General features: G+C 62.7%; 15 protein-coding genes. 2 read left to right on the top strand and 13 right to left on the bottom strand.

What is annotated here, in order from left to right; all coding sequences use genetic code 11:
* Positions 1-15: 15 nt before the first annotated feature.
* The 11 genes from AC58EF_RS17185 to AC58EF_RS17135 all read right to left on the bottom strand — a co-directional run bounded on the left by AC58EF_RS17185 (position 16) and on the right by AC58EF_RS17135 (position 8,211).
* Positions 16-771, bottom strand: a complete 756-nt coding sequence (locus AC58EF_RS17185; protein WP_497277582.1) for an SDR family NAD(P)-dependent oxidoreductase — start codon at positions 769-771, stop codon at positions 16-18.
* Positions 768-1,607, bottom strand: coding sequence for an alpha/beta fold hydrolase (locus tag AC58EF_RS17180; protein ID WP_497277580.1), 840 nt, complete (start codon positions 1,605-1,607; stop codon positions 768-770). Before AC58EF_RS17180 ends, AC58EF_RS17185 begins: the two co-directional genes overlap by 4 nt.
* Before the next feature lie 14 nt (positions 1,608-1,621).
* Entirely contained in the window at positions 1,622-2,176 is a 555-nt protein-coding gene (locus AC58EF_RS17175; RefSeq protein ID WP_228227159.1) for a VOC family protein, read from the bottom strand.
* Positions 2,177-2,196: 20 nt separating this feature from the next.
* A complete protein-coding gene (locus tag AC58EF_RS17170; RefSeq protein WP_062731398.1) occupies positions 2,197-2,586 on the bottom strand; it encodes a MaoC family dehydratase in 390 nt (129 codons plus the stop codon).
* Positions 2,583-3,041, bottom strand: a complete 459-nt coding sequence (locus tag AC58EF_RS17165) for a hypothetical protein (RefSeq protein ID WP_062731397.1) — start codon at positions 3,039-3,041, stop codon at positions 2,583-2,585. Before AC58EF_RS17165 ends, AC58EF_RS17170 begins: the two co-directional genes overlap by 4 nt.
* A 9-nt stretch (positions 3,042-3,050) precedes the next feature.
* Positions 3,051-4,214, bottom strand: a complete 1,164-nt coding sequence (locus AC58EF_RS17160; protein ID WP_009823755.1) for an acyl-CoA dehydrogenase family protein — start codon at positions 4,212-4,214, stop codon at positions 3,051-3,053.
* Positions 4,215-4,276: 62 nt separating this feature from the next.
* Positions 4,277-4,831, bottom strand: a complete 555-nt coding sequence (locus AC58EF_RS17155) for an NADPH-dependent FMN reductase (RefSeq protein WP_497277578.1) — start codon at positions 4,829-4,831, stop codon at positions 4,277-4,279.
* A 1-nt stretch (position 4,832) separates the two neighbouring features.
* Positions 4,833-5,609, bottom strand: a complete 777-nt coding sequence (locus AC58EF_RS17150; RefSeq protein WP_009823753.1) for an SDR family oxidoreductase — start codon at positions 5,607-5,609, stop codon at positions 4,833-4,835.
* On the bottom strand, positions 5,606-6,346 hold the full coding sequence (locus tag AC58EF_RS17145; RefSeq protein ID WP_497277577.1) for an alpha/beta fold hydrolase: 741 nt from the start codon (positions 6,344-6,346) through the stop codon (positions 5,606-5,608). Before AC58EF_RS17145 ends, AC58EF_RS17150 begins: the two co-directional genes overlap by 4 nt.
* A gap of 5 nt (positions 6,347-6,351) precedes the next feature.
* The gene (locus tag AC58EF_RS17140) at positions 6,352-7,308 is read right to left on the bottom strand and encodes a VOC family protein (protein WP_017180919.1); all 957 of its coding nucleotides are present in this window, start codon (positions 7,306-7,308) and stop codon (positions 6,352-6,354) included.
* Between the two features lie 51 nt (positions 7,309-7,359).
* Positions 7,360-8,211: a fumarylacetoacetate hydrolase family protein gene (locus AC58EF_RS17135; RefSeq protein WP_497277576.1), complete on the bottom strand. Its 852-nt coding sequence runs from the start codon at positions 8,209-8,211 to the stop codon at positions 7,360-7,362.
* A gap of 128 nt (positions 8,212-8,339) precedes the next feature.
* On the opposite strand from AC58EF_RS17135, the gene AC58EF_RS17130 reads away from it, so the two are divergent.
* A complete protein-coding gene (locus tag AC58EF_RS17130) occupies positions 8,340-9,050 on the top strand; it encodes a GntR family transcriptional regulator (RefSeq protein WP_241763553.1) in 711 nt (236 codons plus the stop codon).
* A 7-nt stretch (positions 9,051-9,057) separates the two neighbouring features.
* Here AC58EF_RS17130 and AC58EF_RS17125 read toward each other — a convergent pair whose 3' ends face one another.
* Both AC58EF_RS17125 and AC58EF_RS17120 read right to left on the bottom strand, forming a co-directional pair.
* Entirely contained in the window at positions 9,058-9,840 is a 783-nt protein-coding gene (locus AC58EF_RS17125; protein ID WP_279728658.1) for an SDR family NAD(P)-dependent oxidoreductase, read from the bottom strand.
* A 41-nt stretch (positions 9,841-9,881) separates the two neighbouring features.
* Positions 9,882-11,552, bottom strand: a complete 1,671-nt coding sequence (locus tag AC58EF_RS17120) for a class I adenylate-forming enzyme family protein (protein ID WP_497277574.1) — start codon at positions 11,550-11,552, stop codon at positions 9,882-9,884.
* Positions 11,553-11,705: 153 nt separating this feature from the next.
* On the opposite strand from AC58EF_RS17120, the gene AC58EF_RS17115 reads away from it, so the two are divergent.
* On the top strand, positions 11,706-12,908 hold the full coding sequence (locus AC58EF_RS17115; protein WP_497277573.1) for an acetyl-CoA C-acetyltransferase: 1,203 nt from the start codon (positions 11,706-11,708) through the stop codon (positions 12,906-12,908).
* The last annotated feature ends 30 nt before the right edge of the window (positions 12,909-12,938 follow it).

Raw genomic sequence — 12,938 nt, 5'->3', positions numbered from 1 at the left:
GCGCAGCCGCCGATTTCAGAGGCTGAAGCCGCCATCGACGATCAGGGTCTGGCCAGTCATATATTGCGCTTTGGCCGAAGCCAGGAAGGCCACGGCCTCGGCAATATCCTCGCCGCTGCCGAAGCGTTGCAGGGCAATGCGTTTGCGCTGCGTTTCCCAGATTTCCGGCGAATAGAGCGATGTGAGGAACTCTGCGCCAAGCCCGGCGTCGATGATTCCCGGAGCGACCATGTTCGCCCTGATGCCGTAACGGCCTTCCTCCTTGGCGATGGCGCGGCCCAGCGCTTCCATCCCGGCCTTGGGCACGGAGGACAGGGCGTCGCCGGGTGGGAAGCAGTAATTCGCGACTGAAACGACGGTGACGAAATTGCCGAACCCCTGGGCGCGGAAATATGGCAGGGTGGCGGACACGATACGGGTGAAGCCGACCAGTTCGATCTCGATGACTTCACGCCATTGCTCCTCGCTGATCTGGCTGACGAAGGGCTGGGCTATGTCGACCCCGCTGGCGAAGACCATCGTGCCGATGGCGCCGAATTGCTCGACCGTCCTGCGGATGCAGGTCTCTATCGAGGCGCGATCGGAAAGATCGCAGGCGACGGACAGCGTCTCGCAAGAACGGTTCGGCAGGGATGCCGCAACCGCCAACGCCTTGTCCCGGCTGGACCGATAGCCGATGGCGAGCTGATCCCATTCGGTCGACAGGCGTCGGCAGATCGCGCTGCCAAGCCCGCCGGTTCCGCCGACAACGAAGGCCGCGCCTTTCGTCATAGCGGCAGATGAAGTGCCAGGTGGTGAAGCAGGCGATCGGCAAAGGCGTCATTGCGGTCGCCGGTGAACATATGGCCGACGCCATGGGCGATTTCGACCTGCAGTTGCGGGGCGAGCGCCCGAAACTGCCGAACGCTTTCGTCCGAGACGATCTCGCTCAGCTCTGCTTTCACAAGCACGAGAGGCGATTGCGCGCGGCGGGCCGCGGCGATGAGCGCTTCCCCTTCCGACGGGGGATGCAGAAATTCCGGCGCTGTCGTGCGGGGATCCCAGTGCCAGAACAGGCGTCCATCCGCTTCGCGCATCGATTTGGCCAGGCCCGACACGTCAGGCAGGCGGGGCTGCCCGAGATGGGCGTGGAGGGCGTCGGCCGCTTCCTCCAGCGACGCAAAACCGGAGTCGCTGGCGCGGAAAAAGCCACGAATGTCATCAACGCCGTCATCCACCATATAGGGCGCGACGTCGGCGAGCATGATAAGGCGCACCAGATCGGCACGGCGCGACCCACCGACCAGCGCGGATTGGCCACCGCGCGAGGCCCCCACCAGCGCGATCGGCCTGTCGAAGGCCTGGATGATGGACTCGACATCGCGACCATAGGCTTCCAGCAGATAGTCGCCGTCGGCGGCCCATCCGCTGTCGCCGTGGCCGCGCAGATCGAAGGTCAGCCCGTAATAGCCCGCCTGCGCCACCCGCCTGGCAGACCCGGCCCAGGATCGGCGGCTCTGGCCGCCGCCATGGAAGAAGCAGACGGGCGGCGCGGTAGGGTCGCCATAGGCGTCCGCAACCATCTCCAGCCCGTCACCCGGCACGCTTATCCGCGTGGGAACAGTCATGCCGGGCGCCTGCATTACTCAGCGGCGACCGGCGGAACGATTTCCGCGAATGACGGATGCTCGCCGGGACCCTTATAGGCGAATTTGCCGGGTGCATGGTGCCACTTGCCGTCGTTACGGCTCTCATAGGGCGAAGCGACCTCGATCAGCGCGCCGTGCGTGCTCTTGTGGCCGACCCAGCTCCATTTCTGCCAGGTCATGTCCGGATCGTTGAAGGTCTGGCCGCCGCCGGGCAGGTGCAGCCCTTCCGCCTTCAGCTTTTCCATCGCGCCCGGCACGTCGTCGGTCGCGTAGCAGAGGTGGTGGACATGCTCGCCCACTTTCTCGAGGCGATCGCCCATGGGGGTGCCAGGGGCCGGTTGAATGAACTGGATTTCCGTGCCGCCATTGTTGACGAAGGTCGCCCACTTCATACCGGCGTCGTCGCCGCTGGAAAATTCATCATATTTGACGAGGCGCTCTTCCAGCGACGCAGGATCGAGCACGCGCAGGATCTTGGTCCAATCCTCGATAGCCTTGTCCAGATCGCGCACGACCATGCACACATGGGCAAAAGGTCCGCTAGGCATTGATATTCTCCTCTGATCTTTTAAATTTCCACCGTCGCCGTGCCCGAATTGACCGTGCCGCGGCCATCGACATCCAGCGAGAATTCGCAGGTCACCGTATCGCCTTCGATCGCCGCGATCCTGCCCGTCACCACCGCTCGGTCGCCGCCATAGACATTGTCCAGAAAGCGCGAATCCATCGATTTGATCCGCCCGCCCGGGAAGGCGCGCATCAGCATGTTCATCATATAGGCGACGTTGATCGGACCCTGGTTGATGACCCGGTCACCCAGACCCTTGGCCTTCACCACCTCGACATCGAGATGGATGGGATTGGGATCGGCGAGGAACCCCGCCCACTGCTTCATGGCTTGCGGGCTAACGCTCTCGATCGTGAAGGGCGGCAGCGTGTCTCCGACGGCATGGCTCATGCGGCGAACTCCTTGCGGGGCAATACCCACACATTATCGGTTTCCAGCACCTGCGTTCCATCAAGCAGGTGCAGGCGGAGGCGATAGGTCAGCACGTCCATGACGCCCAGCTTGCGGCTGCGTTTGCGGACCAGGCTGAGTATCTCCCCTGTTACCTTGTAGCTTTCGCCCACCTTCAGCGGCGCATCGAACCGTACGCCGCTGCTGCCCATCATCGGGCCATCCTCGACATCGAATTCACACGCTTCGCAGACGCCTGCCACCGTCTTGCCCATGGCGACCTGGGTGGCGATATAATAGTAGATGGGATGAGCGCTACCGTCGGTGGCTGGTTCGACGCCGGTCGACCGGCACAGGGCGGCATTCTCTTCCGCCGTGATGGTGAAGACCTTGTCGCCATCGAGCGATGTGCCGGCGGCGTCGGGAGCAGGGGGGAGATCGTCAAGATCGCTCATGGTCTGTCCTTAGAAAGAACGCGGCAGGCCGAGGCTCTCGGCAATTGTGTTGCGCACCATTTCGTTGCTGATCGGCGTCATCCGCAGGATGCGATGGTCGCGCCAGTAACGCTGCATGTCGGTTTCCGCCGAATAGCCCATGCCGCCCAATATCTGGATGCCAAGGTCCGCGGCCTTCACGGCATTCTCCGTGGCGACCATCTTGAGCATATTGGCCTCGGTTCCGCACGGCATGCCGTTGCTCTGCATCCAGGCGACGTTGTAAAGCAACAGCTCGGTCAGCTTCTGCCATGTCGCGATATCTGCGACATAATGCTGCAAAATCTGGAAGCGGCCGATAATGCCGCCGAACGCCTTGCGTTGCAGCATATATTCCAGCGCGTCTTCCAGCACCCCGTCGATCGCGCCCAGACATTGCGCGCCCACCATGATCCGCTCATTATTGAGTGTGGGCAACATCGCATACCAAGCCTGTCCAGGCTCACCCAGTACGTCCTCGTCGGGAACGAAGACATCCTCATAATGAACCTCGCACGATCCCATGGCGCGCATGCCTAGCTTGGGCAGGAGCGAGGCGGTGATGCCGGGCGATTTGGCGTCGACGAAGAACATGGTGAGGCCATGATGCTTCTTCTCGGCATTTTTATCGGTGCGGGCGAGGACGAGCAGCCTGTCGGCCGCCTTTGCCCCCGTGGTCCACATCTTGGCGCCGTTCATCTTCCAGCCGCCGTCGACCTTTTCGGCATGGGTCTTCATCGCGCCCAAAACGTCGGTGCCGCCGTCGGGTTCGGTCATCGACAGCGAGACGCGCAGCTTGCCCTGCGCCATGGGGCGCAGCCAGCGATTCTTCTGCTCCTCCGTGCCGACCGCGCCGATCGTCTTCGCCCCGCCGAAAGATGTGAGGCCCCAAACCCACAGCAGGCCGCCGGCCGTCCGCGCGAATTCGCGGGCGAAGATCATTTGCATCATGACGTCGCCGCCCAGGCCGTCATATTCCTCTGGAATGCCGATCCCGAAAAATCCCTGCTCGGCGATCTTGTCCCAGAGCGCATAGGGATAATTTTCTTCGTCGGCTTCCAGCGCGCGCATCCAGTCCTTGGGCGCTTCCGCATCGACCCAGCGGCGGACAATGTCCCTGAACGCCTGCTGTTCCTCGGTGAGTGAAAAATCCATCGTCGTTCCCGTTAGTGGCACTGCGACTAAGCGCCCGGCAGATTCATTGCGAACCTATCCAACTATAGGGCAGGCCGTCGGCAGAAACTGAACAATTGGTCCACCATCATCCCCAACTGGTCGGGGATAGGCGCGTTTTCGATCGGGTCGCCTTCGCCGCCGATGGTGTTGATGGCGATGCCCAGCGGCGTCGGCCATCCCCGCAGCGCGTGGGTAATCACCCGCAGTTGCTGGAGCGTGGCGACCGCGGCCTGCCAGCCGGCCGCAGTCGCCACGCAGCCGACGGGAAGACCATCGAAATAGCAACGCTCGTCGCGGCTCATATCCTCGACATAATCCAGCGCATTTTTCACAAAGCCGGAGATCGCTCCGTGGTAACCCGGTGAGCCGATGATGACGGCATCCGCCGACCGCAGGATGTCGACATAGCGTCTTGCCGCATCTGGACGATCCGGATTTTCGGGCGCGTAAGACGGGAAGTCGATGTCCGCGCCGGCAAGCAGCGTCGTGCGTGCGCCGCGTTCCTCTGCAATGGCAAGCGCCTTGCGAAGCGCCCGCTCGGTGGAGGAATAGGCGCGCATTGTGCCGCCAATGGCGACGAAATGAAGTTGGATCATATCAGATCGACAATCCTCCCTCGACAGGGATGACCGATCCGGTGACATAGGCGCCCGCGCGCGAGGCGAGATAGATGGCTGCGCCCGCCAGATCTTCCGGCGTACCGACGCGGCCGCGGGGCACCATCGATTCCACCATCGTGCGCATCTCGTCGGAGGTGATGACGGTCATCTCGGATTCGAAGAATCCGGGTGCGATGACGTTGACGGTGATGTTGTCCCGGCCCAGCCGCTTGGCGAGGCCTTTCGCCATCCAGTGGATTGCGCTCTTCGACGCCTGATAGGCATAATTTTCCTTGGGCCCGACCTTGAGCGCGCCGACAGACCCGATGTTGATGATCGATGCGGGACGCTCCGCCGTGCCGCCCGCGCGGAGCAGGGGCAGAAATTTCCGAAGCGTGAAGAAAGGGGCCTTCAGGTTCAGGTCGATGACCGGATCCCATTCGTCCTCGCCATAATCGTCGATGGGCGCGTCGGCCATGGTCCCGGCGTTGTTCACCAGGACATGCACGGCCTGTTCCCGGGTGGACACCGCCGCGACCAGAGTTTCGATCCCCGCGAGCGTCGACAGATCGGCGACCATGCCGGTGCAGTGACCGCCGGTCGTAGCGGAAATCTCCGCCGCGGCCGCCGTCACCTTGGCCTGCGTGCGGGCACAGATATAGACGGTGGCACCCGCCGCGGCCAGGCCGGTCGCGATATGGCGGCCGATGCCGGCAGACCCGCCGGTGACGACGGCGACGCGGTCCTGTACCGAGAACAGCTCGGCCGCATTCATGCCGAAGCTCCCGCGCCGGAAATCTTCAGAATAAGGTCGGTCGTTCCCTCCGGATCGCCCACCAGCAGGGCGTGATCGCCCGGATGGTCATGGATGATCCAGCCCAGTTCGCGCGCCCGGTCGTGCATCGCCGTCATCACCGTTACGGCCGCCGCGATATAGTCGACGGGCCGGTCAATCGCCTCGGCACCTACGGGGATGACGCAGGCGGTCGCCTTCATCGGCTGGTCCGACAAATTGTCGAGCAGCCATTTCTCCCGCGCCGGGTCCATGAGATGGGGGTGCTCCTTGGCCGCCGCCCGCTGCATTTCATGCACGCCCGACCCTACCGGGCCTTCGCCTGCTTCGAGCATCGCATCCAGCGCGGCGAGCTGGTCTTCCGGGACATAGCCCATGAGGGACCCGATCCGTTCCCCCGACCGGGGCACGATGGCGTCGAGATAGATGATGGATGCGATGCGGTCGCCCACCTCCGCGATCACGCCGGGCGCGACCGTGCCCGCATAGCTGTGCGCGACCAGCACGACGTCGCGCAGATCCTCATATTTGAAGACATTGACGATGTCGCGCACATGAGTCGCATTGCCCACATCGCGGCCGATCAGATGCTCGCGCTCGCCAAAGCCGGTGAAGGTCGGCGTGTAGACCTTGTGGCCCCCGGCCTCCAGAATTTCGCGGACATATTTCCATGTCCAGCCGCCCATGCCGCCGCCGTGAAGAAGTAGGAATGTGGTCATGACGATCAGGCCTCCGCCGGTTCAGTGTTCTGGATGAATTCGGGGAATGGATCGGGTCCCCACAGGAACATGCTGTCCTCTGGCGCATGGTTGGCGGCCGGCCAGTCGACGTCATGCGGGATGAAGTCGATATCGGCCGAATATTCGCTGAAACTGCCCCAAGGATCGCGCACATAATAGAAATAATTGGCGCCCAATACATGCTGGCCCACGCCCCAGTTGGGGCCATAGCCGGCCCGGGCCATGGTCGCGCCGCCCAAGCCCACTTCCATCACCGACCCGACGTCCCAGCTATTGTGATGCATGCCGCGTCGATCGGATAGGACGAGGGCCAGCAGGTGATGATCGCTGCCATGGGGGCCGTGCAGGAAGGCGACGGCCGGCTCGCTCTTGTCGGACAGGCGCAGGCCGAGCGTCTTCTCATAGAAGTCGATCGCGGCATTCACGTCGGTCGCGAAGATCGCGAAATGCGAAAGGCGGCGGGGGTGAACCTTGGGCGCTTTGCTGTTAGGGATCGCGCCGGATTGGCCCGGCGCCGCGCTGACGAAAGTGAAATGGCTCTTTTCCGATGGCGTCGCCTTGTCTGCGACGCGGACGTTGATCGGCAGGCCATCGAAGCCTGCGAACCAGATGCCGTCGGCTTCCGCGCCTTCGGGCGGATCGATCCGTGTGACGCCGCAGCCGTCGAGATGAGCGGCAAAGGCGTCCGCTTCGTCCGGATAGATGCCGAAGCTCAGATAGCGCAGCCGCTTGGCGTCGCCGCCCTGGCTCAGCACGGCCCAGCGATGCGGATTGCCGAACGCATATAATTCCAGCGTGTCATCCCGCTCGCGGACGTCGAGCCCGAAGAGCGTGTAGAATGTCCGCGCGGCTTCCAGATCGGGCACTTCGACCGCGAAATGATCGATGGAATGGACGCCCAAACTATTGGCGCGGCGTCCCGACGGGCTGTTCTGGTTCATCCTTCGCTCCTTGGCTGGCTGGGCGCCGACAAGACGGCGCCGGCCTTTCGATCATGCTGCCTTGATGGGGTTCACCAACAGGCCGATCTTCTCGATTTCCACTTCGCACACATCGCCATCCTTCATGAACAGCGGAGGCTTGCGGGCAAGGCCGATGCCCGACGGGGTTCCCATGACCAGGACGTCGCCCGCTTCCAGCGTGAAGCAGGTGGAGAGGAGGGCGACCGTGTCGACGACATCGAACACCATGTCGGAGGTGTTCGCGCTCTGCACCACCTGGCCGTTGAGGCGGGTTTCGATCTTGAGGCCGGCACCGCCCGCAGGCAGTTCGTCGGCCGTTACCAGCCAGGGGCCGAAGGCGCCGGTATCGTCGAAATTCTTGCCGACCGTCCACTGCGGCGTCTTGAGCTGATAGTCGCGGATCGAACCGTCGTTGAACACCGAATAGGCGACGATATGCGACAGCGCGTCGTCCTTGCTGATATTCTTGCCGCCCTTGCCGACGACCGCGACCATTTCCGCCTCATAATCGAGTTGATCGGAACAGGGCGGTTTGATGATCGGTGCGCCATGGCCGATGAGGCTCGAATTGAAACGACCGAATACCGTCGGGAATTCGGGTACGGTGAATCCGCCTTCGGCCGCGTGATCCTTGTAGTTGAGACCCAGGCAGAGGATCTTGGGCGCCTTGACGAGGGGCGGCAGGAAAGTGAGGTCTTCAACCTGAACTTCCTCGCCCTCTGCGCTGACTTTCGCGCCGGCATCCGTCAGGGCGCTGCCGCCGCTGGCGATCAGCGCATCCAGATCATAGAGTGCAGCGTCGCCGAACAGCGCCTTGACGCCCGCGCCCGTGTCCACTGCCAGACCGACCGCCCCGTTCTGTGTCACCTTGGCCAACCGCATATGCAAACCTCCTGAGAATCTGTCCAACCCACCGAACCGCAGGCATGGAATTGAATGAAATATATTTCAAGCTATAAAATACATCCTGTCGAATTGCCATGGGTGACGAAGCTGATATAGCTCTTGCGATGACCAAAAAGCTGAGCCTGACCGAACGCGCCTACCGGCAATTGCGCGACGATCTCCTGACCTGTCGGCTGGTGCCCGGCGCCAAAATCAACATCAAGGATATCACGGAAACGCAGGGCTTCAGTCTCGGGGCGGTGCGCGAAGCCCTGTCGCGGCTCACGTCCGAGGGCTTTGTGACGCAGGACGATGCGCGGGGATTTCGGGTGACGCCGATATCGATCGGCGATCTGACGGATCTGGTTAGGGTCCGCAGCGATATTGAGGGGCAATGTCTCCGGCGCGCCATCGAGAAGGGAAGCCTGGATTGGGAAGCCTCGATCGTCAGCGCAGCCCATAGGTTGAGCAAGACCCCGACCCGCGACCCGCGAGAGGCGGCCCGTCTGAACGAGGATTATGCCGACGCCCATGCGGCCTTCCATCACGCCCTGGTCGCCGCGTGCGACAGTCCATGGTTGCTCAAGATGCGCGACTGGCTCTATGCCCAGTCGGAACGCTATCGCTATCTCACCGTGCCTTTGGCCCATGGCGACCGGGATCTGGTTCATGAACATGCGCAGATCGTCGACGCGGCGCTCGCGCGGGACGCCGACCGCGCCGAGGCGCTGCTGACGGACCATTTGATGGCGACGGCGCGGCTGCTGATCGACCCGCAGAATGCGCGGGGCGGGACCGATATCGAATGGGCGGCTGGCGCGGATCGGGCCCTCTGATCCCATATCAGCTCTGCCGGTTCTGACCGGTGCCACCGCCGCTGGCGGGCATCAGCATGTTGCTCATACCGCCATCGACCAGCAGGTCGACACCGCTGATGTGGCTTGCATGAGGGCCGATCAGAAACAGGATCGCCTGCGCGACATCCTCGGCCACGCCGAGTTTGCGCAGGGGAATATTGGCTTCCCGCTGGTCGCGCCGCGACGGATCTTCATATCCCGCAGCGGTCATCGGCGTGTAGGTGGGGCCGGGCGACACCGTATTGCATCGGATACCGTCCGGACCCCATTCGATGCTGAGCTGGCGTATCATCATCAACAAGGCGGCCTTGCTGGAGGAATAAAAGCCAAGCGCGGGCGTAGGCTGGGTGGCCGACATGGACGCGGTCGCGACGAAGGCGCCCTTGCTCTCTTTCAGGTGAAGATGGGCCGCCTTGCCCAACAGCCAGGACGAGCGGGTGTTGATGGCGAAGATGCGATCGAAATCGCTGATCGGCAGTTCAACCAGCGCGCCGCCCATGATGATGCCGGCATTGCTGATGACGGCGTCGATCCCATCCATATGCGCGAGCGCCGCCGCGACAATCCGGTCGCCGCAATCCGGTTCGGCCAGATCGACCACGCAGGTCGCGGCGGCGGGGCCGACCGCATCGGCCACCACCTGCAGATTGGCGGCATCCCGATCCGCGAGCAGCATCCGGTGTTCACCCGGAATCATCGACCCGGCCGCCAGCAGTTCGGCGCAGGCTCTGCCGATGCCGCTTGCAGCACCCGTGATGATCACCCGCATGTCACTCTCCCTACACTTTCATGGCGTCGATGCGCCGTGTTTCAGTCCTTCAGGCCCAGTTCGTCCATCAACGCGCCGCGCAGCTTGAACTTCTGGATTTTCGATGCCGACATCGGCCATTCGTCGATGAAACGGATATGCCGCGGAACCTTGAAGGAAGCGAGGCGCTGCCGGGCATAGGCGATGAGCTCCTCCGCCTCGACCTCCACATCGCCTTCGCGTTCGATGTAGGCCGCGGGGATTTCCGCCAGCCGCTCGTCCGGCAGCCCGACGACCTGCGCGAGACGAACCGCCGGATGGGTGGCCAGCACCGCTTCGACCTCGGCCGCCGCGACATTTTCCCCGCCCACTTTCAGCATATCCTTGAACCGGCCGTGGAACATGACGTGGCCATGTTCGTCGATCGAGCCGATATCGGCGCTATGATACCAGCCATCGGCATCGAGCGCCTCTGCGGTCTTCTGCGGGTCCTTGTAATAGCCGTCGAACAGATTGTAGCCGCGAATGAGGATTTCGCCGCGTTCGTCCACGCCCTTTTCCTCGCCGGTTTCGGGATCGACGATCTTCATCTCTATGCCCGCAAGGGGGAAACCAAGTTTCTTGAAGCCCATTTCCGGTTCCATCGCATAGCCGCCCGTGGTGACGATGCCGGTCGCCTCGGTCATGCCCATGGTGCCCACTTGGAGCATGTTTGGGGCTTTCTCCCGATAGGCCTGGCCTACGCGATCAGGCATGAAGGCGAAGCAGCTATTTTGCAGGCGCACCGACGACATGTCGGTCTTGGCCCAGTCGGGATGGGTGATCATGGCCTGATGGAAAGTGACGAAGGGCAGGAACATCATCGTCACCCGTTCATCCTCGATCTGCCGCAGACTCTCCCCGGCATCGAAATGCGGCTGGCCGATGAAGGTGCCGCCCACGTCGATCGCGCCCAGCATGCAGAGCATCGCAGCGATATGGAATAAAGGCAGCGGCGACCAGGCGCGCTCGTCGGGCTGGAAGGACCAGCGATAGCGAGCGAGATTCGATGCCTCCCGGGTGACCGCCTCGTGACTGAGCAGGCACCCTTTGGGATTGGCCGACGTCCCGGACGTATACAGGATCATCGCGGTGTCGCGGACCCTGACGGTCAGGCGGGTAGCGTGTATCTCCACTTCCTCCACCTGATGCACCGCTGCGTCGAACGTGGCCTGATCGACGAAACCGGGGACCGAATGGCCACCCAGCATCACGATCCGCTTGAGCAGCGGCGCGCCCGCAAGCGTGAGTGAGGAGGAGTCCGCGGCATCGGGCAGGTCGGGGAAAGCCTCAACCAGCCGTCGACCGAAATCGATATGCTCACTGATCATATCATTGGTGATGATCGCCGCCAGATCGGCATTGTGCGCGACATAGGCCATCTCGGGCGCCTTGTACCGTGCGTTCATCAGCACTGACACGGCGCCGCACATCGCATTGGCGAACAGGGTTTCGACAAATTCGATGCTGGACGGCAACAGGATGCCGACATGGTCGCCGCGCGCGATGCCCAGCGCCTTCAGGCCGCGCGCGCGTTTCAGGACGCTCTGTACGACATCGTCATATGTCTTGCGTTCTCCCGGGAATACCAATGCTTCCTTGTCGGATGCCTTGTCCCACCCGTTGAGAAGCAGATCGCCCAGAGTGGTTGCAGAAATACGGAATGGGGCGCAATCTTCGCCTTGTGTGACCACGGATGTCCGCTCCTAAAAGTGCCGGTCAGCTATCGATGATCATCAGATTGCAGTCATCGTCTCTGCCTGCGCCTTTCGTTGGATAGGTGCAGCTTTGCCTTCCGGGTCCAAGAGCAAGGGCAGAGATTTTGTATCACTGTGCGGGAATTCACGATGGAAGCCTATGTCTACGATCATGTCCGGACGCCGCGCGGGAAGGGCCGCCCCGATGGCGCGCTGCACGAGATCACCTCTGTCGAAATGGCGACGCAGCTGTTGAAGGCGCTGCAGAGCCGCAATGATCTCGACACTGGACTGCTCGACGATGTGATCATCGGCATGGCCCAGCCCGTCGGTGAACAGGGCGGCGTGCTGGCGCGCGCGGCGGTTCTGCAAGCCGGCTATGCCCAGACGGTCGCAGGCCAGCAGATCCATCGCTTCTGCGCCACCGGGCTGGACGCTGTCAGCCTGATCGCGGCGCAGGTCCATTCGGGCATGATCCAGGCCGGCATCGGCGGGGGCGTTGAGTCGATGAGCCGCACGGTCATGGGGTATGACTCTGGTGCTTGGACGTCCGATCCGTCGGTTGCGTACAGCAATTACTACGCGCCGCAGGGCATTGGCGCCGACCTGATCGCGACGCTCGACGGTTTTACGCGCGAGGATGTTGACCGTTTCGCCGTCGAGAGCCAGCGCAAGGCCGCTTATGCCTGGGAAAATGGATACTTCAAAAATGCCATCGTGCCGATCAGGGATGTGCTGGGCGACGTGGTGCTAGATCATGATGAGCATATGCGGCCCGGCACCACGCTGGAAAGCCTCGCCAAGCTCAAGCCCGCGTTCGAAGGGTTCGGCAAGGCCGGGTTCGAGGCAGTGGTGAAGGCCAAATATCCTGAAATTGAAGAGCTGAACTATGTCCATCATGGCGGCAACAGCTCCGGTATCGTCGACGGCGCCGGGCTGGTTCTTGTCGGGTCGAAGGAATTTGGGGAAAAGGCAGGCCTCAAGCCGCGCGGCCGCATCCGGTCCTACGCCAATATTGGGTCTGAGCCGACGATCATGCTGACGGCGCCGGCGGCGGTCTCTCGCAAGGCGCTCAAGGCGGCCGGCATGACCGAGAAGGATATTGATCTCTGGGAACTGAACGAAGCCTTCGCCAGCGTGGTGATGCGCTTCCAGCGGGAGCTGAACGTCCCCGACGACAAGATCAACGTCAATGGCGGGGCGATCGCGATGGGTCATCCGCTGGGCGCGACCGGCGCGATGATCCTGGGCACCGTGCTGGACGAGCTGGAGCGGCGCAACGCGGAAACCGGCCTCATCACCCTGTGCGCGGCCAACGGCCTGGGCACGGCTGCCATCATCGAGCGCGTTTGAGCGCGCACAGAACTTTAGAGCGGGACATCC

It is taken from the genome of Sphingobium sp. WR1 (assembly GCF_059693745.1).
This window is presented reverse-complemented; position numbering and strand designations above follow the sequence as displayed.

Coding starts and splice junctions, on each gene's coding strand:
- AC58EF_RS17135 (WP_497277576.1), bottom strand. CDS start 8,211: ATGCGGTTGGCCAAGGTGACACAGAACGGGGCGGTCGGTCTGGCAGTG.
- AC58EF_RS17180 (WP_497277580.1), bottom strand. CDS start 1,607: ATGACTGTTCCCACGCGGATAAGCGTGCCGGGTGACGGGCTGGAGATG.
- AC58EF_RS17115 (WP_497277573.1), top strand. CDS start 11,706: ATGGAAGCCTATGTCTACGATCATGTCCGGACGCCGCGCGGGAAGGGC.
- AC58EF_RS17175 (WP_228227159.1), bottom strand. CDS start 2,176: ATGCCTAGCGGACCTTTTGCCCATGTGTGCATGGTCGTGCGCGATCTG.
- AC58EF_RS17160 (WP_009823755.1), bottom strand. CDS start 4,214: ATGGATTTTTCACTCACCGAGGAACAGCAGGCGTTCAGGGACATTGTC.
- AC58EF_RS17155 (WP_497277578.1), bottom strand. CDS start 4,831: ATGATCCAACTTCATTTCGTCGCCATTGGCGGCACAATGCGCGCCTAT.
- AC58EF_RS17140 (WP_017180919.1), bottom strand. CDS start 7,308: ATGAACCAGAACAGCCCGTCGGGACGCCGCGCCAATAGTTTGGGCGTC.
- AC58EF_RS17185 (WP_497277582.1), bottom strand. CDS start 771: ATGACGAAAGGCGCGGCCTTCGTTGTCGGCGGAACCGGCGGGCTTGGC.
- AC58EF_RS17150 (WP_009823753.1), bottom strand. CDS start 5,609: ATGAATGCGGCCGAGCTGTTCTCGGTACAGGACCGCGTCGCCGTCGTC.
- AC58EF_RS17170 (WP_062731398.1), bottom strand. CDS start 2,586: ATGAGCCATGCCGTCGGAGACACGCTGCCGCCCTTCACGATCGAGAGC.
- AC58EF_RS17130 (WP_241763553.1), top strand. CDS start 8,340: ATGACCAAAAAGCTGAGCCTGACCGAACGCGCCTACCGGCAATTGCGC.
- AC58EF_RS17145 (WP_497277577.1), bottom strand. CDS start 6,346: ATGACCACATTCCTACTTCTTCACGGCGGCGGCATGGGCGGCTGGACA.
- AC58EF_RS17125 (WP_279728658.1), bottom strand. CDS start 9,840: ATGCGGGTGATCATCACGGGTGCTGCAAGCGGCATCGGCAGAGCCTGC.
- AC58EF_RS17165 (WP_062731397.1), bottom strand. CDS start 3,041: ATGAGCGATCTTGACGATCTCCCCCCTGCTCCCGACGCCGCCGGCACA.